The sequence below is a fragment of the Xanthobacter nonsaccharivorans genome (genome assembly GCF_043194755.2).
Classification (GTDB): Bacteria; Pseudomonadota; Alphaproteobacteria; order Rhizobiales; family Xanthobacteraceae; genus Xanthobacter; species Xanthobacter autotrophicus_G.
Window position 1 is genome coordinate 3751688 of the sequence record NZ_CM195526.1, and the last position, 23918, is coordinate 3775605.

The following is a 23918-nucleotide window of genomic DNA, read 5'->3' on the forward strand; positions in this document are numbered from 1 at the left end:
TGCCTTACTTTTAACCTCTCCGGGGCCTTGACGTCTATCACCTCGTCATAATAGCTTTGTTACAAAGCTAATTGGCTTGGGGGCGCGATCCGAGCGAACCGGACGGATCGGTGACCACCCTGCAAACGTGAAGAAAGAGAACGCGTTGTCCGATCAGATTGCGGTGCAGTCCGATCGGACCCTGCTCTAGGACATTGCCCCATGTCGCCGCGTGCAGCCGACCCCTTTGATCCACACGCCTTCCGTCGCACTCTCGGTGCTTTCGCAACGGGGGTCGCCATCGTCGCCGCCGAGGCGGCGGATGGAACCCCCGTGGGCATGACCATGAGTTCCTTCAACTCGGTCTCGCTCGATCCGCCGCTGGTGCTGTTTTCCGTCGCGCGTTCGGCCCTTTCGCTGCCTGCGCTGAAGACAGCGCGGGCCTTTGGCATCTCCGTGCTGGCCCAGGACCAGCAGGAATTGTCGAACCGCTTCGCCCGCGCCATGGGCGAGAAATGGACCGGCGTGGAACGCCTCACAGGCGCCCATGGCGCCCCGCTGATCGCCGGCGCGGCCGCCCATCTCGAATGCGTGCCCCATGCCATCCATGACGGCGGCGACCACGAGATTTTCATCGCCCGCGTCCTCGCCCACCGGGCCGAGGAGGGCGCCCACCCGCTGATCTTCCACGCCGGCCGCTACCGCAGCCTCGCCGCGCACGCACACTAAAGAAATCCAGAGGACAAGCCATGATCAAGACCGGAGCCGAGCACACCGCGAGCCTGAGGGACGGCCGCCAGATCTTCCTCGACGGCGCGTTGGTCGCCGACGCCACCACCCACCCCGCCTACCGCCGGGCGGTGGCCTCGGTGGGCCGCATGTTCGACTTCCACAGCGCGCCGGAAAACCGCGAGCTGATGACCTTCGAGACCGAGACCGGCACGCGCGCCAACCGCATCTGGCAGCTGCCGAAGAGCTATGAGGACCTGAAGATCCGCCGCCGCGGCCTCGAGGCCTGGACCGAGCTGCACGGCGGCTTCCTCGGCCGCGCGCCGGACCACGTCGCCTCGTGCATCTCCGGCATGTACATGGGCCTCGACCAGTTCGAGCTCTACGATCCCGCCCGCGCCCGGGCGCTCGCCGATTACTACACCTACGCCCGCGACAACGACCTCTACCTCACCTACGTCATCATCAACCCGCAGGCCGACCGCTCGAAGAACGCCGCGGAGCAGGCCGATCCCTTCCTGTCCGCCGCCATCGTGGACGAGGACACCTCGGGCATCACCGTGCGCGGCGCCAAGATGCTCGCCACCGGCGGCATCATGGCCAACGAGGTGTTCGTCACCTGCATCCAGCCACTGCAGAAGGGCGAGGAGCCCTACGCCCTCTCCTTCGCCATCCCCATGAACACGAAGGGGCTGAAGATCCTCTCCCGCAAGTCCTACGAGGCGGGCGCGCCCTCCGTGTTCGACAATCCGCTGGCCAGCCGCTTCGACGAGAATGACGCGGTTCTCTACTTCGACGACGTGAAGGTTCCGTGGGACCGCATCTTCGTCGCCCGAGACATCGCCATGACCGGCAGGCAGTTCCACGCCACGCCCGCCCACGTCTACCAGAACTACCAGGCGCAGATCCGCCTTTCGGTGAAGCTGAAGTTCCTCCTCGCCATTGCCCGGCGCACCACCGAGATCAACGGCACCACCAACTTCCCGCAGGTACGCGAGACTCTCGGCCAACTGGCCGCCGAGGCTGCCATGGTCGACGCCTTCGTTGCCGCCATGGAGGCGAAGGGCAGTTATTACGGCCCCTATTTCGTGCCCGACCGCCATACCCTCTACGCGGCGCAGACGCTCGCCCAGCAGCTCTACGGCAAGTTCATCTCGACCCTGCGCGAGCTGGCCGGCGGCGGCATGATCATGCTGCCCTCTTCCGTGCATGACTACGAGAACCCGGAGCTCGCCGCCCTCATCGCCAAGACCCAGCAGTCCCCCGCCGCCAGCGCGGAAGAAAAGGTGAAGTTCTACAAGCTCGCCTGGGACGCGGTGGGCTCGGAATTCGCCTCCCGCCACACGCAGTACGAGATGTTCTATGCGGGGGCGAGCTTCGTGGTGAAGGGCCACTCCTTCCGCACCTACGACTGGGCGGGCGCCGACCGCCTGCTCGACATGATGCTCTCCTCCTATTCCCTCGCCGACGAGGTGGCCCCCGCCGTCGCCCGCGCCGCCGAGTGACCCTCCCCTAAAAGCAAACCGTTCCTTCCCTGAGGACTGCCCCACATGGCCATCAACAAGCTGCACGACGAGTTCCACACCCTCGATCTTTCCACCGGATGGGAGGTGCCTCCGGGCTATCCGGAAGGCATCAAGCAGAAGATCCTGTCCGGCTCGCTGGACGAGGCGAACAAGAAGGGCTCCCGCTCGCGCCTCCTGAAGTTCGATCCCGGCGTCTTCACCACCGCGCCCTTCGTGCACGAATACTGGGAGGAGGTGTTCCTCGTCTCCGGCGACCTCACGGTGGGCAATGACGAGAAGGGCGAGGGCGGCGAGAACTTCCAGCCCTTCACCTATGCGGTGCGCCCGCCGGGCGCGTTCCATGGCCCCTTCAAGTCGGAAAAGGGCTGCATCCTGTTCGAAATCCATTATTTCGATCCAGCCTGATTCCTCCTCTTTGCCCCGGACGCCCCGCCATGGAAAAGCCGACCCTCGCCGCCCTCGCCGATGACCTCGCCTCCGGGCGCACCACGGCGCGGGCGCTGGTGGAAGAATGCCTCGCCCGCATCGCGGACCCCGCGGGGGAAGGCGCGCGCGCCTTCGTCGCGGTGAACCGGGAGGCGGCGCTTGTCGCGGCGGAGGCGCAGGACGCCCTGCGCAAGGCGGGGGCCGCGCCCTCGCCCTTCGCCGGCATTCCGGTGGGCATCAAGGACCTGTTCGACATGGCCGGCGAGGTCACCACCGCCGGCTCCGTCGTGCTGAAGGACCACGCCCCGGCGAAGGCGGACGCCCCCGCCGTGGCGCGCCTGAGGCGGGCGGGGTTCGTGGTCGTCGGCCGCAACGCCATGACCGAGTTCGCCTATTCCGGCCTTGGCATGAACCCGCACTATGGCAATCCCGCCGCCCCCTTCGAGCGGGGGTTGTCGCCGCGCGTGTCCGGCGGCTCCACCTCCGGCGGCGCGGTAGCGGTGGCGGACGGCATGGCGCATCTGGCGCTGGGCACCGACACCGGCGGCTCCTGCCGCATCCCGGCGGCCTTCTGCGGCATCGTCGGCTACAAGCCCACCGCCCGGCGGGTGCCCCGTGAAGGGGCCTTCCCCCTCTCCTCCACCCTTGATTCCATCGGCCCACTCGGTCGCTCGGTCGCCTGCTGCGCCAGCGTGGACGCCATTCTCTCCGGCGCCGAGCCGGCCCCGCTCGAGGTGCGCCCGGTCGCGGGCCAGCGCCTCCTGGTGCCCACGACGGTGGCGCTCGATGGGCTCGACCCCGTCGTGGCCGCGGCCTTCGAGGCGGCGGTGGAGCGCCTCGCCCAGGCCGGCGCGCGCATCACCTCGGCCCCCTTCCCCGCATTCGGCGATGTGGCGGCCATCAATGCCAAGGGCGGCTTCTCGGCGGCCGAGAGCTATGCCGTCCACCGGCGCCTGCTGGCGGAGAGGTTCGAGGCCTATGATCCCCGCGTCTCGGTGCGCATCCGGCGCGGGACGGAGCAGTCCGCCGCCGACTATGTGGAGCTGGTGGCCGCCCGCCGCGCCCTGGTGGCGCGGGCGACGGCGCAGCTCGCACCGTTCGACGCGCTGGTGATGCCCACCGCCGCCATCCTGCCGCCGCGGATCGCCGACCTCGCCACCGACGACGACGCCTATGGCCGCGCCAACCTCCTGGCCCTGCGCAATCCGACGCTGATCAACATGATCGACGGCTGCGCCATCTCCCTGCCCATCGCCGCCTCCGGCGGCGCGCCGGTGGGGCTGATGCTGGCCGGCGCGCCGGGCACCGACGCCTCGCTCTTCGCCATCGCCGCTGGCGTTGAGGCGGCGCTCGCCGGTTGAGGCAAGCGTCCCCGGCCCGGGCAGGATCGGTGGCCAGTGGCCGCCGATCCCGTTTGCGGGCTCAGGCCGCCACGATGCCGGGCGGGCTCCAGCTGCCCGCTCCGGGGGGCAGGATGGAAGGGGGCGTGGTCTTCGGCCAGTAGAGGCGCATGATGAGAGAGAAGGTGCCGTCCGGCGCCGGCAGCCAGTTGGCGTTCGCGTCCCCGCCGGGCGCATCCTTCCGGATGTGGAGGGTGAGCGAGCCGTCCGCATTGCGCTTCAGGCCCGGCAGCATGGGCGAGTTGATCAGGTAGCGGTCGATGGGATTCCTGATGAGCAGCTGCGTCTTGCCGTCATACATGGTGACCGACCAGAAGGCGTTCACCGGCGGTAGCTGGTCGGCGGCGAAAGTCACGGTGTAGTTCTTCCTGGAGGCGTCCAGAGCCGCGCCGGTCCCGTCGACATGGGCCATGGGATACATGGCCTCCTCCGCCGCGTTGCCGTAGATGCCGGCCTGGGCGGCGGCGGCGCGCAGCAGCCAGTCGCCGTGGTAGAAGGCGGCGTCGCCGAAGGACGAGCCGACCCGCCATCCATTGATGTCCTTGCCGATGGAGGCGACGGCCTCGTCCACCTTGCGCTTGCCCTCCACGAGGCCCAGCAGCACCTCCGCCTTGTCCTCCAGCGACAGGTCACGGAAGTTGAAGGTCCGCCCCGGGCCGATGCCGATGCGGGCCAGCTGCTCGCGGATCCACAGCTCCTCCGGCAGCGGCGGGGCGAAGGTGAGGGCGAAGTCGAGATACTCGAAGAAATCGGTCTTCGCGCGGTCCTTGGAGAACTGCGGAAAATCCACCGGCCCCGGCGACGATGGGGCCGGCGCCTTCAAGTAGGCGGAGAGCGACTGTACCTTGTAGCCGGCCTGCACCTTCTTCACGTTGTCGAGGTCGGCCGCATCGAACAGCTGGGTGCGGAAGATGGCGAGGCCGAACTGGGTGCCGCACCGGAACACGCGGCTGATCCCGGGGGGCGTCGCGCCGGTCCAGTGCGGCCCCACCACGAGATAGTCGCCGGCGCCGTTGCCTGTCGCCCGGCTGCCGATATAGCCGTAGATGAAGGTGTTGCCGTCGCACAGCTGCACCGAATAGTAGCGCTTCGGGTCCACCTCCGGCACGGAGACGACCATCGGCTCCGCGCGCAGGTCCAGCCAGCACAGGGAATAGGGCGTGTCGCTGTTGGGCGAAATGACGCTCGTATCCTGCCAAGTGAAGACGCGGGCCTCGTTGTAGATGGAATTGAAGGGCGCCTTGTACTGTCCGGAATTCTTGTCGATGATGTATTCATACATCACACCATAGTTCATCACGAGCGGCAGGCCGTAGATATAGCCCGCCTCGGCGATGTCCCTGGCGCGGAAGAAGCCCGGCCTCTGGGCGGTGTGCTGCGCCAAGGCGGCGCGCGCGGGAAGAAGCGGAAGGGCCGCGGCGCCGAGCGCGGCGGTGCGCAACAGGTCACGTTTGGTCAGCATGGAACGCACCTCCACCGGTTTTCGCGAAGCCTTAGCTTCGGGCGGTGAAAATGCAACCGCGTGCGGCCGAAGGCGGCATCCCTGGCGCCCGTTCGTCAGCTCTCCGCGGCTTTCGGCAGGATGACGGTGAGGCAGGCGCCGCCGCCGGCCCGGTCGGATATGGCGACGGTGCCGCGGTGGCCCTCCACGATCTGCCGCACGATGGTGAGGCCGAGCCCGGCCCCGCCGCTGTCGCGGTTGCGCGAGGGCTCCACCCGGTAGAAGGGCTCGAACACGCTGGCGCGCTCGGCGACGGGAATGCCGGGGCCGCGGTCCTCCACCTTCAGCGCCACCCGGTCGCCCAGGTCATCGAGGGTGATGTCGGCACAGCCCCCGTAGGCGAGCGCGTTGCCCACGAGGTTCGCCAGCACCCGTGCGAGCGTGCCCCGCGCGCCCTCCACCTGGAGCGGGGCATCGGCGCCGGACAGGCTCACCCTGCCGCCTTCCGCGCGCCGCGCCTCCGCCTCCGCCAGCGCCAGCGCCGCGAGGTCCACCCGCTCGCCCGAGGCCGGCGTGAAGGAGGCGCGGGCGAAGGCGAGCGCATCGTCCACCAGCGCCTGCATGCCGGCGAGGTCCGCCTCGGCCTTGGCCACCTGCCCGGAGGCGGGCATCAGCTCCAGCCGCAGCCGCAGCCGGGTGAGATAGGTGCGCAAATCGTGGCTGATGGCGCCCAGCACCAGCGTGCGCATGCGCACCAGCTCGGCGATGCGCGCCTGCATGGCGTTCACTGCGCGGATGACCGCCTTCACGTCGGTCGCGCCCCGCTCGCGCACCTGGAGCGGCTCCAGCCGGGCGCCGAACCGGTCCACCGCCTCGGCGAGGTCGGAGAGGGGCCGCGTCTCCCGCAGCACCAGGAGCAGCGCCGCGGCCGCCACCAGGAAGCCGAGGATGCCGGCGATCAGCCCCACCGGGACGCCGAGCAGCCGCACGGCGAGGTCGCCGCCCGCCAGCACTTCCAGATAGCCACCGTCCGCGAGCCCCACTGCCACGCGAAGCCGCGCCCCGCGCAGGTCGGAAAGGCGCTCGATGGCCGCGCCGCCACGCCGCTCGGCGCCGATGAGGGCCAGCGCCACATAACGGTCCGCCGGACCGTCCGTGAGCTGGCGCACCCGGCGCGCGGCGAAGGCGAGGAGGCGCGGGGTGTCGATCTGCGGCCGCGCGGTCACATAGCCCGGCGAGAAGCCGGGCGCGCTCGCCGCCTTCAGCGCCAGGGTCCGCTGCTCGGGCGTGAGATGGTCCATGAGCTGGGCCAGCGCCGCGATCCGCTGGAGCATGGGCACGAAGGGGCCGAGGGGCGCGGCGCGCTGGCGCTCGGTGATGTAGGCGGCGAGCATCAGCACCTGCACCGCCACCAGCGCGCCGATCACGATGAGGGCGAGGCGCGCGGCGATGCCGAAGCGCCGGAGCGGCCGCGCGCCGGGGGCTGGAGCCTCAGAGGGTGCGGACATCGGCGCTGAAGAGGTAGCCGCCGTTGCGCACGGTCTTGATGAGGCTGGCCGCCTCCTCCGACACGGCGACCAGCTTGCGTCGCAGCCGGCTCACCGACACGTCGATGGTGCGGTCGAAGGGGTCGGCCGTGCGCCCGCGCGTCCAGTCGAGCAGCTGGTCACGGGAGAGCACCCGCTTCGGCCGCTCCAGGAAGCAGGCGAGCAGGTCGAACTCCGCGGACGTGAGGTCCAGCGGCGCGCCGTCCACGAGGCCCACGTTGCGCGCGTCGAGGTCCGCCACGAAGCCGGCGAAGGCGACGCGCCGGACCACTGGCGCCTGCGCCAGCGCCCCCTCCGCCCGCCGCAGCACGGCGCGGATGCGCGCCAGCAGCTCCCGCGGGTTGAAGGGCTTCGGCAGATAATCGTCCGCCCCCATCTCCAGGCCGACGATGCGATCCACGTCGTCCCCCTTGGCAGTGAGCATGAGGATGGGCAGGCCGCCCCGTGCCCGCAGCCGCCGGCAGATGGACAAGCCATCCTCTCCCGGCAACATCAGGTCCAGCACCACGAGGTCGGGCCGGGTGGTGGCGAGCAGGCGGTCCATGGCGACGCCATCCTCGGCGGCGAGCACGCCATAGCCCTCCCGCGACAGGAAGTCAGAGAGAAGGGAGCGGATTTCGCGGTCGTCCTCGACGAGGAGAAGGGTGCGCTGCGCCATGGCCGGAGATGTCATGCGCTAAGTGTCGCGGAGCCGCACGCCCCCATCAATGGCGTACCGGCTTGCCGTAACAAAACGTTACACCTTCTCACCCCGGCGCAAACGCGGTGCAAAGGGCCGCGGCGAAGCTCCTCCCATCGCAACGGGCCGACGCGCCCTTCGACGGAGCCGCAGAATGAACCGCACCGCCCTCGCCCTTTCGCTCGCGGGGGTCCTTTCCCTCGCCGCCGCCACCCAGGCCGCCGCCTGGACGCGGTCCTCCTCCACCACCACCGCGCGCGGCATCTACAACACCCAGGCGGCCGGCGCCTGCGCAGGCGGCACCTGCAGCCGCGGCGCCACCACCACGGGCCCCTATGGCGGCACGGTCTCGCGGTCCGGCAGCGTCACCCGCACGGCGCCCGGCACCTACAATTACAACCGCACCACCACCGGCCCGAACGGCAACAGCGTGAACCGCTCCGGCACGGTGACGCGCTACTGACCATCCCGCTCCGGGCCGCCCCCCAGGGGGCCCGGCGGGCCGGGTCGCGGCGAGCCGCCCAGAAGCCGCGACCCGGCCCCCACTCAGGGCGGCACTGCGACGGCACGGTGCGCCACGACAGGCGATGCTGGGCGCGCGGGGGAGCAAGCGACAAGGTGATGGCATGGCCCATTTTCTGCCCGGCGGCGTCTTCGCCCTCCTCGCCCTAGCCCTCATGGCGGCGGAATATCTGTTCCACAAAGTGAACCATGTGGAGGGCGCTCCGGAGAGCCACGACGCGGCGGAAACGGCCGCATCCCTCGTCATCGCCATGGGCAACAAGGTGACGGGAGCGCTGACCGCGGGCATTGCCGCCCTTCCCGTGACCTTCGTCTTCCAGCACCGGATGTTCGATATCCCCGTGCAGGGCGTACTGGCCTGGGCCGTGCTCTTGGTCGCGGTGGACTTCTGCTACTACCTGCACCACCTCGCCATGCACAAGGTGCGGTGGCTGTGGGCGAACCACGCCGTGCACCACTCCGCCACCCGGCTGAACCTGTCGGCTGCCGTGCGGCTCGGCTGGGGTGGGCATCTCACGGGCGGGCTCGTCTTCTACCTGCCGCTGGTGGCCCTTGGCGTTCCGCCGCTGGCGGTGTTCTCCCTGCTCGGGCTGGGGCTCGTCTACCAGTTCTTCCTGCACCTCGCCCGCCCGCCCCATCTCGGCCCGCTGGAATGGGTGCTGAACACGCCGCGCCATCATCAGGTGCACCACGCCTCGAACCCGTCCGTCGTCGATCGCAATTTCGGCGGCGTGCTGATCGTGTTCGACCGCCTGTTCGGCACCTTCGCCCATGCGCCGAAGGACGAGCCCCTCACCTTCGGCATCGGCGGGACGGGGGCGACCTCCCATCCGCTCAGGATTGTCTTCGGCACCTGGCTGGAAATGCTCCGCGAGACCACCCGCGCTCCGGGCCTCAAGGCGAAGCTCGGCATCCTGTTCGGACCTCCTGGCTGAAAGGGTATCCAGGTGGGCGCGGACATTCGTGGAATGCATTTCTGTAATGCGGAAAATGCGCATGGTGCAGCGCAACAATCACGCTATAGTGAGCCCAGCTAAAGCGCACCGACCTCTAGGCCGCCGGCCACACGTGTGCGCAGTGAGACTGAGATGAACAACATCCTCAAGATTGCCGGCGTGGCCGGCCTCCTTGTCACGGCCGGCGTGTCCGTGGCCTCCACCTCCTTCGCCGGTGATACGCTCCCCGCCGAGCGCCAGGCCATCGTCACCAACCTGGGCGGCAAGGCCGCTGCGGTGACGTACTGGGTGAATGATTCCAAGGGCTACGAGGTGATCACCACCGTCGACGCCGCAGCCGAGCCGGATGCGAAGCCCGTCGTGGTGCGTGTCTCCGCCGTGCTGCAGCCCGGCCAGCAGCAGGTGATCTCCCTGCCCGGCCCGGTGGGCCGCGAAGGCACCACCCTGCGCATCAGCCGCGTGGCCGACCGCGTTCAGGTGGAGAAGGTCAGCGCCCTCGCCTACTGAGGCACGAAGCCACTCCCGCAATGCACAAAGGGCGCCCCTCAGGAGGCGCCCTTTTCGTTTGGGCCGGGCATCTGTTGCCATAAGGTGGCAGCATCCCGCGCACATCATCCGGCCCCATATCCCGCTCCCCATATCCCGCCCCCCATGTCCCGCTCCGAACGCCTCTTCGACCTGCTCCATGCCCTGCGCCGTCATCGCCGGCCGGTGAGCGGCAAGGTGCTGGCGCAGGAGATGGGCGTGAGCCTGCGCACCCTCTATCGCGACATCGCCAGCCTCCAGGCGCAAGGCGCCACCATCGAGGGGGAGCCAGGGGTGGGCTATGTGCTGAAGCCCGGCTTCCTGCTGCCGCCGCTCATGTTCACGCCGGAGGAGATCGAGGCGCTGACCCTCGGCTCGCGCTGGGTGGCCGGGCGGGCGGACGCGCGGCTGCGCGAGGCCGCATTGAGCGTGCTCGCCCGCATCGCGGCGGTCCTGCCACCGGACCTCGGCGAGGAGGTCCACGCCTCCGCCTTGCTGATCGGCCCGGGGCCGGAGATCCCGAAGGACAGAGTAGACCCTGCGCTTCTGCGCAAGGCTATCCGCACCGAACGCCGGCTGCGCCTTTCCTATCAGGATGAAACGGGGACGGCCTCGGAGCGCATCGTCTGGCCGTTCGCGCTCGCCTTCTTCGATACGGCGCGCGTGCTGCTGGGCTGGTGCGAGCTGAGGCGGGATTTCCGCAGCTTCCGCACAGACCGCATCGCCACCGCCGATGTGCTGGAGACGCGCTATCCGCGCCGCCGGCAGGCACTGCTGAAGGCGTGGCGCGAGGCGCAGCGCATCGTGCCATCCGGCTCCTGATGCTGCCGGAAACTGGCAGCATGCCGCCTTATGGTCCGCCCGTCGCAGCAACATGAACGGGCCACGCCATGACCGAGACCAGCACCCTCCTCCTCTACGTCTCCGACCCTGCCGCCAGCACGCGCTTCTATGGCCGCCTGCTCGGGCGCGCGCCGGTGGAGGCGAGCCCCACCTTTGCGTTGTTCGTGCTGCCGTCCGGCCTCGCGCTGGGCCTGTGGAAGAAGGACGGCGTGACGCCCGCGCCGATCGTCCCTGGCGGCGGCTGCGAGCTGGGCTTCAAGGTGAAGGACGCCGCGGCGGTGGATGCGACTCATGCCGACTGGCAGGGCCACGGCGCGTCCATCGCCTTGCCGCCCACCGATCTCGATTTCGGCCGCAGCTTCGTTGCGCTCGATCCGGACGGGCACCGCCTGCGCGTCTATGCGCGCCACGCGGAGAACTGAGACGGCCGGGCAGCGGTGACGAACCGGCCGCGCGGGGCGGCAGCCTGGCCCGCGCGGCCGATCAATAAATGATGTTTAAAACATCATAAATGCGTGTTGAAATGTCATAAAGCAGGGTGTAAACAGGAGAAGTAATGCTCCAGCCGCCATCCGCGCGGCATGATGGCCTGCCATGATCACAGCCGCCCAGCTCCGCGCCGCCCGTGCCCTCCTCGGCCTCGACCAACGCGCGCTCGCGGCCCTGTCGGGCCTCTCGCTCCCCACCATCCAGCGCATGGAGGCGAGCGATGGGGTCATCCGCGGCAATGTGGACTCCCTGATGAAGCTGGTGGACGCGCTGGAAACGGGCGGCGTCGAGCTCATCGGCGAAAACGGGGTCAGCGAGGGCGGCGGGCGCGGGGTGCGCCTGCGCACGCCCGCCCAGCCCCGGCGCCCCGCGGCGGAGGAGCCGGCATGACCGCAGCGCCTGTCGCCCCCTTGGCCGCATCCCCTCAACTGCTGCTGGCGCTTTGCGCCGTCGCCCTGTTCCTGGGGCTCGCCGTGCTCGGTGTCGTGTTCGCGCGCAGGCCGTCGGGGCGGGTCATCGTCTATGGCGGAGCACTCGCGGTGAGCGGCGTCGCGGCCCTGTCCGCGCTCACGGCGCTGGCCACGCCGGCCGCGGGCCTGGTGCTGCCGCTGGGCATTCCGTGGATCGGCGCGCACCTGCGCCTCGACCCACTCTCCGCCTTCTTCCTGCTCGTCATCAACGGGGGGGCCGCCGCGGCCGCCCTCTATGGCCTCGGCTACGGCCGGCATGATCATGCCCCCGAGCGGGTTCTGCCCTTCTTCCCCGCCTTCCTCGCCGGCATGAACCTCGTGCTGCTGGCGGACGACGCCTATTCCTTCCTCCTCGCCTGGGAGTTCATGTCGCTGGCGTCCTGGGCGCTGGTGGTGGCCCACGACAAGGAGGCGGCGAACGTCCGCGCCGGCCTCGTCTATATCCTCATGGCCTCGTTCGGCACGCTGGCGCTGATGCTGGCCTTCGGCCTGCTCGCCGCCGGTTCCGACACCGGCTTCGCCTTCGATGCCATGCGCGCCGCCCACCCCGGCATCGCCATCGGCGCGGTGGTGCTGGCGCTCGCGCTGCTCGGGGCGGGCTCCAAGGCCGGCCTCGTGCCGCTGCACGTGTGGCTGCCGCTGGCCCACCCCGCCGCGCCGAGCCACGTGTCCGCCCTCATGAGCGGCGTGATGACCAAGGTGGCGGTCTACGGCTTCATCCGCATCGTGTTCGATCTTGCCGGCGCGCCGCAGTGGTGGTGGGGCATCCCGGTGCTGGCGGCGGGCGGTGTCGCGGCGGTCATCGGCGTGCTGCAGGCGCTGTTGCAGAACGATACCAAGCGCGCGCTCGCCTATTCCACCATCGAGAATATCGGCTTCATCTTCGTCGGCCTCGGCCTCGCCCTCGCCTTCCGGGCGAATGGGCTGGACGGCGCGGCCGCCCTCGCCCTCACCGCCGCCCTGTTCCATGTGCTGAACCACGCCGCCATGAAGAGCCTGCTGTTCTTCGGTGCGGGGGCGGTGCTCACCGCCACCGGCACGCGGCAGATGGACCTGCTCGGCGGCCTCATCCACCGCATGCCGGTGACGAGCGTGGTGGTGCTCATCGGCTGCGCCGCCATCTCCGCCTTGCCGCCGCTGAACGGCTTTGCCTCCGAGTGGCTGATCTTCCAGTCCATCCTGCTCAGCCCCGAGCTGCCCGCCTGGGGCCTGAAGCTGATGGTGCCGGCGGTGGGCGCGCTGCTGGCGCTGGCGGCGGCGCTGGCCGCGGCCTGCTTCGTGCGGTTCTACGGCATCGTCTTCCTCGGCCACCCGCGCGGCGCGGCGGCCGAGAATGCCCATGAGGTGGACGCCTTCTCCCGGGCCGCCATGATAGCGCTCGCCGCCGTGTGCGTCGCCGCCGGCCTCCTGCCCGGCTTCGTCATCGATGCGCTCCAGCCGGCGGTGGTCGCCCTCACAGGGGCCCGCATGCCCGCGCAGGGCTCGGTGGCCTGGCTCTCCATCATTCCCGTGGCGGAGAGCCGCTCGTCCTACAATGGCTTGCTCGTGTTCGCCTTCACCGCCCTTTCGGCGCTGCTCGCGGCCTTCGCCATCCACCGCCTCGCCTCGGGCGCGGTGCGCCGGGCGCCGCCATGGGACTGCGGCTTCCCCAATGCCGACCCGGTGACGCAATATTCCGCCGGCTCCTTTGCCCAGCCCATTCGGCGGGTGTTCGCCCGCTCGCTCTTTTCCGCCCGCGAGACGGTGGAGATGCCGCCGCCCGGCGCGCTCACGCCGGCCCGCCTCACCCTCTCCGGCCGCGATCCCGCCTGGGCCTTCCTCTTCCTGCCGCTGACCAAGGCGGTGGGCGCTGTGGCGGACCGGGCGAACCGGCTGCAATACCTCACCATCCGCCAGTATCTGGCGCTGGTGTTCGGCGCCCTCGTCCTCCTCCTCCTGGTGCTCGCCCTATGGACCTGATGGCGAACCTCCTCGTGCAGGGCACGCAGATGCTGCTGGTGCTGGCCATCGCGCCCGCCCTCACCGGGCTGGTGCGCAAGGTGAAGGCGCGCCTCACCCGTCGGCGCGGCGCCTCCGTCCTCCAGCCGTACCGGGACCTGCTGCGCCTCCTCCACAAGGAGGCCGTGCTGGCGCAGAACGCCTCCTGGCTGTTCCGCGCCGCGCCCTATGTGATCTTCGCGGCCACCTGGGTGGCGGCGGCGCTGGTGCCCACCTTCGCCACGGGGCTCATTTTCTCCTGGTCGGCGGACCTCATCGCCATCACCGCCCTCATCGGCTCGGCGCGCTTCATGCTGGCGCTCGCCGGCATGGATGTGGGGACGAGCTTCGGCGGCCTCGGCTCCAGCCGGGAGGTGATGATCTCCTCCCTCGCCGAGCCGGCGATGATCGTGATCGTGTTCTCGCTGGCCCTGGTGGCGCATTCCACGCAGCTCTCCACCATCGCCGCCGTGTTCCATGGCGGGGTGGGCCTCAGGGTCTCGCTGGCGCTGGCGCTGGTGGCGCTGCTGATGGTGGCGGTGGCGGAGAACGGCCGCATCCCCGTGGACAATCCGGCGACGCACCTGGAGCTCACCATGGTGCACGAGGCCATGGTGCTGGAATATTCCGGCCGCCACCTCGCGCTCATCGAGCTGGCGGCGCAGCTGAAGCTGGTGCTCTTCCTCTCCCTCGTCGCCTGCCTGTTCCTTCCCTGGGGCCTAGCGCCGGCGGGAGCAGGCATTTCCGGGCTCGTGCTCGGCGCCGGCGCCTATGGGCTGAAGCTGGCGGCGGGGGCGGTGCTGCTCGCCGTGTTCGAAACGTCGGTCGCCAAGATGCGGGTGTTCCGCGTGCCGGACTTCCTCGGTGCCGCCCTCATGCTGGGGCTGCTGGGAACGCTGCTTCTCTTCGTGTCGAGGATATTGTGATGCTCGACCATGCGCTCTCCGCCAGCCTGGTCTTCGACGTGGCGCACCTGTGCGCCGGCGCGCTGGTGCTCATCTCCTTCCTGATGCTGTACCAGGACCGGCTCTACGCGCTGCTGAACGTGTTCGCCCTGCAGGCGGTGGTGCTGTCCCTCTCCGTGGCGTGGCAGGCCTTCGCCCAGGGGGCGCCGCACCTTTATGTGACGGCGGGCATCGCCCTGGTCTTCAAGGCCCTCATCATTCCGGTGGCGCTCCACCGCATGGTGGCGCGGCTCGGCATCCACCGGCAGGTAGAGACGGTGGTGTCCATCGGCCCCACCATGCTGGCCGGCATCGGCCTTGTCGCCCTCTCCATGGTGGTGATGCTGAAGGCCACGGCCCAGGTGGGCGTAATGGCGGACGCACTGGCCCGCGAAGACCTCGCCTTCGCCCTCTCGGTGGTGCTGCTCGGCCTGCTGATGATGGTGACGCGACGCAACGCGGTGAGCCAGGTGGTGGGCTTCATGTCGCTGGAGAACGGCCTGATCCTCGCCGCCACCGGCGCCAGGGGCATGCCGCTGGTGGTGGAGATCTCGGTGGCCTTCTCCGTGCTCATCGCCTTCATCGTCATCGGCATCTTCCTGTTCCGCATCCGCGAGCGGTTCGACACCGTGGACGTGGACGCCCTCGACCGCTTCCGGGGAGGGCGCGCATGAGCCTGCCCCTCGACCCCTCGGTGGTGATCCTCGCGGTTCCCGCCCTCTCCGCGGTGGTGCTGGCCCTCGTGCCCTCCTACCGCGTGTCGGCGGCGCTGAACGTCCTTGCCTGTGGGCTCACCTTCCTGTGCGCGCTGGCGCTGTTCGTGGTGCCGCACGGGGCCGGGCCGCTCCTCATCGTGGACGACCTCAACGTCGTGTTCGTGGTGCTGAACACCTTCGTCGCCTTCACCACCAGCGCCTTCTCCGCGAGCTACATCGCCCACGAGCTGGAGACGGGCCGCCTCACGCCGCTGCACCTGCGCTTCTACCACGCCATGTACCAGGTGCTGCTCACCGCCATGAACATGGCGCTGCTGTCCAACAACCTCGGCGTCATGTGGGTGTCCATCGAGGTGGCGACGCTCACCACCGTGCTCATGGTGGGCCTCTATCGCACCGAGGCAGCCATCGAGGCGGCGTGGAAATATTTCATGCTCGGCTCGGTGGGCATCGCCCTCGCGTTGTTCGGCACCATCCTCGTCTACATGGTGGCCCAGCCGGTGGTGGGCGAAGGCCATGACGGCATGATCTGGAGCGTGCTGATGCGGCATGTGCGGGAGTTCGACCCCGCGCTGCTCAACGTGGCCTTCGTGTTCCTGCTGCTCGGCTATGGCACCAAGGTGGGCCTCGCCCCCCTCCATGCCTGGCTGCCGGACGCCCACTCGGAAGGCCCCACGCCCATCTCCGCCGTGCTGTCCGGCCTGCTGCTCAACGTGGCGCTCTATGCGGTGCTGCGCTTCAAGCTGCTGCTCGCGGCCCACCCCGGGACGCTGGCGCCCGGGCCGCTGATGATGGCCATGGGCCTCGCCTCGCTCCTGCTGGCCGGCTTCATGCTGTACCGGCGGCGGGACATCAAGCGCCTGTTCGCCTATTCCTCCATCGAGCACATGGGGATCATCGCCTTCGCCTTCGGGCTGGGCGGGCCGCTGGCCAATTTCGCCGGGCTGCTGCACATGACCATGCACAGCCTCACCAAGTCCGCCATCTTCTTCGCGGTGGGCCACGCCTGCCAGGTGAAGGGCAGCCAGCAGCTGGCCGACATCCGCGGGCTGACCACCTCCCATCCCCTGCTGGGCTGGGGCCTCGTCGTCGCCGTGGCGGCCATCGCCGGGCTGCCTCCGGCAGGCGTGTTCATGAGCGAGTTCTTGGTCGTCACCTCCGCCTTCGCCCATATGCCCTGGCTGGCGCTGCCGCTGGTGGCGGGGCTGCTCATCGCCTTCGGCGCGCTCATGTGGAAGCTCTCGGGCATCGCCTTCGGCCCGCCGAGCCCCGGCACGGCGCCGGTGAAGGCGAGCTACCTGCCCTTCGGCCTGCACATCGCCCTCGTCCTCGTCGCCGGGCTCTATCTGCCGCCGCCGCTGGTGGCATGGTTCCGGCACGTCGCCGCGCTGCTCGGCTAGGAGGACGGACGGCATGGAAACCTTCGCCGCGCTCGTCGCCAAGGGCCGCTCAGGCCCCTGCCGCCCCTGGCCCCGGGCCGAGGTCTCCACGGCGGAGTGGACCGCCCTGGCGCAGCATCTCGCCGCTGGCGAGCTGGTGCTCTCCGGCCTGTGGGGCGACCGGGACGCCGTGAGCATGGCCCTATTGGATCCCGCGGCCGGCATGCTCGCGGTGGCGACCCTGCCCTGCCCGGCGGGGACATTCCCCTCCGTCGCCCGCCATCATGCCCCAGCCGCGCGACTGGAGCGGGCCGCCTGCGACCTCTTCGGCCTGAAGTCGGAGGGCGCGCCGGATGCGCGGGCCTGGCTCGACCACGGCCGCTGGGGCCTCGCCCATCCCATGGGCGCGGCGACGCCGGCACCGGCAGAGGGGGCGGCCTATCCCGTTCTGCCGGTCGAGGGCGACGGGATGCACCAGATCCCCGTGGGCCCGGTGCATGCGGGCATCATCGAGCCCGGCCACTTCCGCTTCACCTGCTATGGCGAGACCGTGGTCCGGCTGGAGGAGCGGCTCGGCTACGTGCACAAGGGCATCGAACGCCTGATGACCGGCGCGACCATCGCCCATGCCGCGCGCCTCGCCGGCCGCTATTCCGGCGACAGCACGGTGGCCTATGCGCTGGCCTTCAGCCGCGCGATTGAGGCTGCCCGCGGCGTCGCCGTACCCGAGCGCGCCCATGGGGTGCGCGCGGTGATGGCGGAGCTGGAGCGCCTCGCCAACCATCTCGGCGACTTCGGAGCCATCTGCAACGACGCGGCCTTCGCCCTGATGCTCGCTTATTGCGGCGTGCTGCGCGAGCAGGTGCTGCGCACCGCCGCCCGCGCCTTCGGCCATCGCCTGATGATGGACAAGGTGATCCCTGGCGGCGTCGCGCAAGACCTTGCTCCGGAGGGCATCTCCGCCATCCGCGCGCTGGTGGCCGCCGTCCGCTCCGCCTTCCCGGCGCTGGTGGAGCTCTACGACAACACCGCCTCCCTCCAGGACCGCACCGTGACCACGGGCATCGCCAAGCCCGAGTTCGTGCGCCAGTTCGGGGCCGGCGGCTTCGTCGGGCGAGCCTCCGGCCGGGCCTTCGACACGCGCCGCAACCTGCCCTACGCGCCCTACGACCGCCTGCCCTTCGAGGTGCCGGTGCGCGACGACGGGGATGTGAACGCCCGGGTGTGGATCCGCATCCGCGAGGTGGAGGAGAGCCTGGGCCTGATCGTGCGCCTGCTCGACACCCTGCCCGCGGGCGAGGTGGTGGTGCCGGTGCCCGCCGGCGGGCCGGCGGAAGGCCTCGCCCTGGTGGAGGGCTTCCGCGGCGACGTGCTGGCCTTCGTGGCGCTGGCCGCCGGCGACACGGTGCGGCGCGCGCACCTGCGCGATCCCTCCTGGTTCCAATGGCCGCTGCTGGAAGCCGCCATCGAGGGCAACATCGTGGCCGACTTCCCCCTCTGCAACAAATCCTTCAACTGCTCCTATTCGGGCGTGGATCTCTGAGGAGGCAGGCCATGCGCAAGCTCATCCTGCAAGCCCTGCTGAAGGCGCCCCTCACCGAGAGGGGGCCGGACGACGCGGCTGTCGAAGCGCTCGCCCAGGAGCTGGACGCCGCCGCCCGCGCGCGGCTCGGCCGCAGCCTCTCCATCCGCGAGGTGGATGCGGGCTCCTGCAACGGCTGCGAGCTTGAGATCCATGCGCTGGGCAATGCCTTCTACGACCTCGACCGCTTCGGCATCCGCTTCGTCGCCTCGCCGCGCCATGCCGACGTGCTTCTGGTGACGGGGCCGGTGGCGAAGAACATGGCCGAGGCCCTGAAGCGCACCTATGACGCGACACCTGCGCCCAAATGGGTGGTGGCGGCGGGCGATTGCGCCATCAACGGCGGGCTCTTTGCGGGAAGCTATGCGGTGGCGAACGGGGTGGAGGCCATCCTGCCCGTGGACCTCAGGATTCCCGGCTGCCCGCCCACGCCCGTGGACCTGCTCACCGGACTGCTGGCGCTCCTCAAGGCCGGAAACGCCTGACGCGGAGCCTCGCGCCCGCGGGGCCCTGAAACGACCGACGCCGGAGACCTGGGGGAATCAGGTCTCCGGTCGAAGCGCATAGCTGTCGGCCCTCCGTGTTGGGCATCCTGATCAGATGTCTTGGTCTGCTCTTTGGTCACTCACGCGTGAAGAGAAAAACCGGGGATGGCCGGCGCCTGGCCCGGTCACGCCGGATGGGGCGTATCCGGCGCGGCGCGGGACATCGGCCATCCCCGGGAAAGCCCCGGGAGGGGGGCAGGGAGAAGATCGCGGCGCCTGGCCGGAACGCCGGCGCGCCGCGATCGGACAACCCGATGCTCAGAAGAAGCCCAGCTTCTTCGGGCTGTAGCTGACCAGCAGGTTCTTGGTCTGCTGGTAGTGGTCGAGCATCATCTTGTGGGTCTCGCGGCCGATGCCGGACTGCTTGTAGCCGCCGAAGGCCGCGTGCGCCGGATAGGCGTGGTAGCAATTGGTCCACACGCGGCCGGCCTGGATCTCGCGGCCCATGCGGTAGGCGCGCGCGCCATCGCGGGTCCACACGCCGGCGCCGAGGCCGAACAGGGTGTCGTTGGCGATGGAGAGGGCCTCCTCCTCGTCCTTGAAGGTGGCCACCGACACCACCGGACCGAAGATCTCCTCCTGGAAGACACGCATGTTGTTGGTGCCGAAGAACACGGTGGGCTTCACGTAGAAGCCGTCCGAGAGGTCGCCGTCGAGCAGGTTGCGCTCGCCGCCGGCCAGCACCTGGGCGCCTTCGGCCCGGCCGATGTCGATGTAGGACAGGATCTTGTGCATCTGCTCGGAGGAGGCCTGCGCGCCGATCATGGTGGCGGGATCGAGCGGCGAGCCCTGCTTGATGGCGGCAACGCGGGCCAGCGCCTTCTCCATGAACTGCTCGAAGATGCTCTCCTGCACCAGCGCGCGGCTCGGGCAGGTGCACACCTCGCCCTGGTTCAGGGCGAACATGACGAAGCCCTCCACCGCCTTGTCGAGGAAGTCGTCGTCCTTGGCCGCCACGTCGTCGAAGAAGATGTTCGGCGACTTGCCGCCCAGCTCCAGCGTGACGGGGATGAGGTTCTGGCTGGCATAGCCCATGATGAGGCGGCCGGTGCCGGTCTCGCCGGTGAAGGCAATCTTGGAGATGCGGGTGGAGGAGGCGAGCGGCTTGCCGGCCTCGAGGCCGAAGCCGTTGACGATGTTGAGCGTGCCGGGGGGCAGCAGGTCGGCGATGAGCTCGGCGAGCACCAGGATGCTGGCGGGGGTCTGCTCGGCGGGCTTGAGCACCACGCAATTGCCGGCGGCGAGCGCGGGGGCGAGCTTCCATGCCGCCATCAGGATGGGGAAATTCCACGGGATGATCTGGCCCACCACGCCGAGGGGCTCGTGATAATGGTAGGCGACGGTGTCGTGGTCGATCTCGGAGAGCGCGCCTTCCTGGGCGCGCACGCAGGCCGCGAAATAGCGGAAATGGTCAATGGCAAGCGGGATGTCGGCGGCGGTCGTCTCGCGGATGGGCTTGCCGTTGTCCCAGGTCTCGGCGCGGGCGAGCAGGTCGAGGTTCGCCTCCATCCGGTCGGCGATCTTCAGCAGCACCAGCGCCCGGTCGGCGGCGGGGGCGCGGCCCCAGGCCTTCTTGGCGGCATGGGCGGCATCCAGCGCGCGCTCGATGTCGTGCTCGTCGGAGCGCGGCACCTCGCAGATCACCTTGCCGGTGATGGGGGAGATGTTCTCGAAGTAGCGGCCGTTCACCGGCTCGACGAAGGCGCCGCCGATGAAATTGCCGTAGCGGGGCTTGAAGGGCGAGGCGTGCTGGCTGGCGAGAAAAGCTGGGACGTTCATTGTTTCCTCCCATTGTTGATGACCAGGTTCGACTGCACCGGCCGTGCCAGATCTCCCGGCCGCCGGCGCAGTCTTTATTTGCAGTGCGGGAAGATGCTGGCTCGTCTTGATTTTATCGCCACGCGCCGAGCCCTCACCGAAGGTCGGCTGGACGGGACGCGAATATTCGTGCGAGACTGTCGCGCATAAGAACAAGGCCTGCGACACCTGTCGCAAATTGCGACAGGTGCGGGAACGGGCCCCGATCGGATGGCGGCGCAATCGGATCGGGGCACTCTCCCGGCAGACGCGGAGGACGTGAATTCGCAGAAGTTCACGTCCGGGGATGTGAGACGCGAACCGAGGGACGAGAATGCCGCCAATCGTGCCGATGAGCGCACCGCCCGATGCCGTCCTCGCGGCCCGCCGCCGCTTCTTCTCCGGCGTCCCGGTGGCGGACGACGCGCTGGCCCTGCCCATCCTGCGATCCTGGACCCGCTGTGCCGAGCGCGGCCTGCCGGTCGCCGGCCGCCTGCGCGCCGAGCCTCTGACGCAAAGCGAGCTCGCCGCCCGCCGCGAGCGGCACGAGGTGTTGCGCCGCCGCTGCCGTCCGGAGCTGGAGGCGCTGCACGCGGCCGCCAACGCCTCCGACAGCATCGCCATCCTCACCGACCCTTCCGGCCTCGTGCTCGACACCGTGGGCTCGGCCGATTTCGCCGACCGCGCGGCCAAGGTGGCCCTGCGCCCCGGCGTCAGCTGGAGCGAGGCGGAGACCGGCACCAATGCCATCGGCACCGCCCTGGTGGAGCGCCGGCCGGTGGAGGTGCGCGGCGCCGAGCATTATGCGGAGGCCCACGGCATCCTCACCTGCGCCGCGGCGCCCATCCACGACCCGTTCGGCGAGATCGCCGGGCTGCTCGACCTCTCGGGGCCGGCCAGCGTGCCCCACCTGCATGCGCTGGCGCTGGTGCAGCTGGCCGCCGACCAGGTGGAGCATCGCCTGTTCGAGGGCGCCTTCCCGCACCACACCCTCGTGCGCTTCCATGCGGACCCGAGCTATCTCGGCACTGCGCGCGAGGGCATCCTCGTGTTCGAGGACTACCGCCTCGTCGCCGCCAATCGGCCGGGACTGGCGCTGCTCGGCCTTGGCTGGGATGCGCTGGGGGCCCGCCGCTTCTCCGACCTGTTCGAGGGGGCGCTGGGCCGGGCGGGCGAGGAGCGCCGCGTGCGCTCCGTGCGTGGCGACGTGATGCTGCGCCTCGACCGGCAGGCGCTGATCGTTCCCCCACCGGCACGCCCCGTGCGCCCGCCGGCGAGGGCCGAAGCCCCCGCGGCCCCGGAGGGCCCGCGCTTCGACCCGCAGACCGAGAAGGACCTCGGCCGCGCCGTGCGCCTGCTGGATGCCGGCGTGCCGGTGCTGATCCAGGGCGAGACCGGTGCCGGCAAGGAAGTGTTCGCGCGGCAGATGCACCGCCGCTCCGCCCGGACCGGACGCGCCTTCGCGGCGGTCAATTGCGCGGCGGTGCCGGAAGGGCTCATCGAATCCGAGCTGTTCGGCTATGAGGAAGGCGCCTTCACCGGCGCCCGCCGCTCCGGCCACAAGGGCCTGTTCCGCGAGGCGGACGGGGGCGTGCTGTTCCTCGACGAGATCGGCGACATGCCGCTTTCCCTGCAGAGCCGCCTTCTGCGCGTGCTGCAGGAGCGGGAGGTGACACCGCTCGGCGGCGGCCGGCCGGTGGCCGTGGACTTCGCCCTCATCTGCGCCTCCCACCGCGACCTCAAGCAATTGGTGGAGCAGGGCGCCTTCCGCGCCGACCTCTATTTCCGCATCGCCCAGTACACCGTGACGCTGCCGGCCCTGCGCACCCTGACGGATCGGGAGGCGCTGGTTTCCCGCATCTGGCAGGAGCTGGCGCCGGCGGGCGATGCCCCCCTCCTCTCCGCCGAATGCCTCGCCGTGCTGGCGGGCTATGACTGGCCCGGCAACTTCCGCCAGCTGGTGGGCACGCTGCGCGTGCTCCAGGCGCTGGCGGAGCCAGGAGAGGCGCTGACGGTGGACGACCTGCCGGCGGACATCCGCCGGGTCCCCGCGCCCCCCTGCGCCATCGCCTCGGCCCCGGCGCTCTCCGGTGATCTCGACGCGGTGACGCGCTCGGCCATCGAGGCAGCACTCCAGGCGGCGGGCGGCAACATCTCGCAGGCGGCGCGCCGGCTCGGCATCCACCGCTCCACCCTCCACCGGCACCTCGGCACCCACGGCAAGGCCGGCCGGGCGGGATAAGCCCCCGCACCGCCGGCCTGGGGAAGGCCCGTCAGCCCCGCGCCTGCTCTGACACCGCCATGATGGCGGCGATGGCCGGGATAACCTGCTCGCGCATCTTGCGACCGTAGAACAGGGAGAAATGCCCGGCGTCGGGAAGGGTCAGCCGCCGGCGCAGGGCGTCGGGCACGTTCGGGCACAAATCGTGGGCGGCCTCGGTCTGGGCGGGGGCGGAGATGTCGTCCACCTCCCCTTCCACGGTCAGCAGCGCCGTGGAGGACAGCGCGGCGCCCGCCGCTCCGTGGCCGGCCACCTGGAGCGAGCCACGGGCGAGGGCGTTTTCGCGGAAGATGGTGGAGACGTTCTCCATGAAGAATTCGCCGGCCACGTCCATCATGGTCCAGCACAGGCGGGCGAGGGGAAAGCGCAGCGGGTCGTCGCCGTCGTCGAAAGCGAGGCGCAGCGGCAGCTCGCCACCCGAAAGCCCCTGCCGCCAGAGATAAAGGGCGAAGGTATCAATCTGCCGCCACGCGGGGAACACCCGCCGCCCGGCGCCCGGAAAGCTGTGGGAGATGGTCTCCAGCACCTGCGCCTCCAGCGCCTCCAGCGAACGCTCCTGCAACACCCGCCACAGGCGGGTGGGATTGCGTGAGGGATCGATGGGCCCGCCCATCAGCGTGAGGCTGAGGACCGGCGTGCCGGCCTCCGCCAGCAGGCAGGCGGCGACGAAGGCGGGCAGTGCCCCCTGGCATACGCCGACCATGTGGACGCCCTCGGCGCCGTCGCCGAGGGCGCGGGCCATCTGCGCCGTCTCCATGCAATTCTCGGCGAAGCCGAAGCGGCCGGCCGCGAGCGGCACATATCGCGCGTTCGGCCATTCGGTGACGCCCACCTCGTCGGCAACGGGGCGCAGCGCGACCAGCAGATCACGCATCAGGAAAGGAAAGCCGCCGGCGATGGGCGCCACCACCAGCACCTTGCGGCCCGCGCCAGCGGCCGGTGCGCGGGCACCGGAGAAGCTGCGGAGCTGGCCGAACGGGAGGCGGGCCTTCACCTCTTCCTGCGCCCCGGTGATGCCGAAAGAACGAAACGCGGCCTCGTCCAGACGCTCGCTCTGTGCGGGCGCGCCGATACGCCAGGGACGCAGGTCGTCAAGCCACATGAAGCGAGGTCCATCCCCAGGTGCAGGTCGGGCGACGCAGTCATCATAGCCGAACCGTTCGCG

22 protein-coding genes are annotated in these 23918 nt (G+C 70.1%); 17 read left to right on the top strand and 5 right to left on the bottom strand.

All coding sequences use genetic code 11. The features are described from left to right. Window positions 1-201 precede the first annotated feature (201 nt). From V5F59_RS17190 to V5F59_RS17205, 4 genes are read left to right on the top strand one after another with little or no spacing between them, the layout of a single operon-like run. Window positions 202-708 carry a flavin reductase family protein gene (locus V5F59_RS17190; protein WP_393976425.1) on the top strand — a complete coding sequence of 169 codons (507 nt, stop codon included), beginning with the start codon at window positions 202-204 and terminating at the stop codon, window positions 706-708. 20 nt (window positions 709-728) lie between these two features. Then, window positions 729-2213 carry a 4-hydroxyphenylacetate 3-hydroxylase family protein gene (locus V5F59_RS17195; protein ID WP_393976426.1) on the top strand — a complete coding sequence of 495 codons (1485 nt, stop codon included), beginning with the start codon at window positions 729-731 and terminating at the stop codon, window positions 2211-2213. Window positions 2214-2258: 45 nt separating this feature from the next. Then, window positions 2259-2639, top strand: a complete 381-nt coding sequence (locus V5F59_RS17200; protein WP_393976427.1) for a cupin domain-containing protein — start codon at window positions 2259-2261, stop codon at window positions 2637-2639. Between the two features lie 29 nt (window positions 2640-2668). Continuing rightward, entirely contained in the window at window positions 2669-4021 is a 1353-nt protein-coding gene (locus V5F59_RS17205) for an amidase (RefSeq protein WP_393976428.1), read from the top strand. 61 nt (window positions 4022-4082) lie between these two features. On the opposite strand, the gene V5F59_RS17210 is transcribed toward V5F59_RS17205, so the two are convergent. From V5F59_RS17210 to V5F59_RS17220, 3 genes are all read right to left on the bottom strand, one after another. Continuing rightward, window positions 4083-5522, bottom strand: a complete 1440-nt coding sequence (locus tag V5F59_RS17210; protein ID WP_393976429.1) for a DUF1254 domain-containing protein — start codon at window positions 5520-5522, stop codon at window positions 4083-4085. Between the two features lie 95 nt (window positions 5523-5617). After that, window positions 5618-7009, bottom strand: a complete 1392-nt coding sequence (locus V5F59_RS17215; protein ID WP_393976430.1) for a sensor histidine kinase — start codon at window positions 7007-7009, stop codon at window positions 5618-5620. After that, on the bottom strand, window positions 6993-7706 hold the full coding sequence (locus V5F59_RS17220; RefSeq protein WP_393977058.1) for a response regulator: 714 nt from the start codon (window positions 7704-7706) through the stop codon (window positions 6993-6995). The genes V5F59_RS17215 and V5F59_RS17220 overlap by 17 nt, the downstream gene beginning before the upstream one ends. A gap of 175 nt (window positions 7707-7881) precedes the next feature. Between V5F59_RS17220 and V5F59_RS17225 the strand changes: the two genes are divergently transcribed. The 12 genes from V5F59_RS17225 to V5F59_RS17280 all read left to right on the top strand — a co-directional run bounded on the left by V5F59_RS17225 (window position 7882) and on the right by V5F59_RS17280 (window position 18615). Then, entirely contained in the window at window positions 7882-8190 is a 309-nt protein-coding gene (locus V5F59_RS17225) for a hypothetical protein (protein WP_393976431.1), read from the top strand. Between the two features lie 163 nt (window positions 8191-8353). Continuing rightward, a complete protein-coding gene (locus V5F59_RS17230; RefSeq protein ID WP_393976432.1) occupies window positions 8354-9184 on the top strand; it encodes a sterol desaturase family protein in 831 nt (276 codons plus the stop codon). A gap of 153 nt (window positions 9185-9337) precedes the next feature. Continuing rightward, window positions 9338-9712: a hypothetical protein gene (locus V5F59_RS17235; RefSeq protein WP_393976433.1), complete on the top strand. Its 375-nt coding sequence runs from the start codon at window positions 9338-9340 to the stop codon at window positions 9710-9712. A 144-nt stretch (window positions 9713-9856) separates the two neighbouring features. Continuing rightward, window positions 9857-10552 carry a helix-turn-helix transcriptional regulator gene (locus V5F59_RS17240; protein ID WP_393976434.1) on the top strand — a complete coding sequence of 232 codons (696 nt, stop codon included), beginning with the start codon at window positions 9857-9859 and terminating at the stop codon, window positions 10550-10552. Window positions 10553-10620: 68 nt separating this feature from the next. Then, entirely contained in the window at window positions 10621-10995 is a 375-nt protein-coding gene (locus tag V5F59_RS17245; protein WP_393976435.1) for a VOC family protein, read from the top strand. A gap of 172 nt (window positions 10996-11167) precedes the next feature. Next, window positions 11168-11452, top strand: coding sequence for a helix-turn-helix domain-containing protein (locus tag V5F59_RS17250; protein ID WP_393976436.1), 285 nt, complete (start codon window positions 11168-11170; stop codon window positions 11450-11452). Further along, window positions 11449-13491, top strand: coding sequence for a hydrogenase 4 subunit B (gene hyfB / locus V5F59_RS17255; RefSeq protein ID WP_393976437.1), 2043 nt, complete (start codon window positions 11449-11451; stop codon window positions 13489-13491). Before V5F59_RS17250 ends, hyfB begins: the two co-directional genes overlap by 4 nt. Beyond that, the gene (locus V5F59_RS17260) at window positions 13482-14435 is read left to right on the top strand and encodes a respiratory chain complex I subunit 1 family protein (RefSeq protein ID WP_393976438.1); all 954 of its coding nucleotides are present in this window, start codon (window positions 13482-13484) and stop codon (window positions 14433-14435) included. Before hyfB ends, V5F59_RS17260 begins: the two co-directional genes overlap by 10 nt. Beyond that, window positions 14435-15127 (top strand): hydrogenase-4 component E, encoded by a 693-nt coding sequence (locus V5F59_RS17265; RefSeq protein WP_393976439.1) that lies wholly within the window; start codon window positions 14435-14437, stop codon window positions 15125-15127. Before V5F59_RS17260 ends, V5F59_RS17265 begins: the two co-directional genes overlap by 1 nt. Beyond that, window positions 15124-16569, top strand: coding sequence for a hydrogenase 4 subunit F (locus tag V5F59_RS17270; protein WP_393976440.1), 1446 nt, complete (start codon window positions 15124-15126; stop codon window positions 16567-16569). Before V5F59_RS17265 ends, V5F59_RS17270 begins: the two co-directional genes overlap by 4 nt. A gap of 13 nt (window positions 16570-16582) precedes the next feature. After that, entirely contained in the window at window positions 16583-18091 is a 1509-nt protein-coding gene (locus tag V5F59_RS17275) for a hydrogenase large subunit (protein ID WP_393976441.1), read from the top strand. Window positions 18092-18102: 11 nt separating this feature from the next. Next, window positions 18103-18615 carry an NADH-quinone oxidoreductase subunit B family protein gene (locus V5F59_RS17280; RefSeq protein ID WP_393976442.1) on the top strand — a complete coding sequence of 171 codons (513 nt, stop codon included), beginning with the start codon at window positions 18103-18105 and terminating at the stop codon, window positions 18613-18615. 318 nt (window positions 18616-18933) lie between these two features. Here V5F59_RS17280 and adh read toward each other — a convergent pair whose 3' ends face one another. Beyond that, complete coding sequence (gene adh, locus V5F59_RS17285) at window positions 18934-20454, bottom strand: aldehyde dehydrogenase (RefSeq protein ID WP_393976443.1); 1521 nt, start codon at window positions 20452-20454, stop codon at window positions 18934-18936. Between the two features lie 370 nt (window positions 20455-20824). Between adh and V5F59_RS17290 the strand changes: the two genes are divergently transcribed. Further along, window positions 20825-22714 (top strand): sigma-54-dependent Fis family transcriptional regulator, encoded by a 1890-nt coding sequence (locus V5F59_RS17290; RefSeq protein WP_393976444.1) that lies wholly within the window; start codon window positions 20825-20827, stop codon window positions 22712-22714. A gap of 31 nt (window positions 22715-22745) precedes the next feature. Here the strand turns inward: V5F59_RS17290 and V5F59_RS17295 are convergent, their stop codons facing one another. Further along, entirely contained in the window at window positions 22746-23855 is a 1110-nt protein-coding gene (locus V5F59_RS17295) for a hypothetical protein (protein WP_393976445.1), read from the bottom strand. Window positions 23856-23918: the final 63 nt, after the last annotated feature.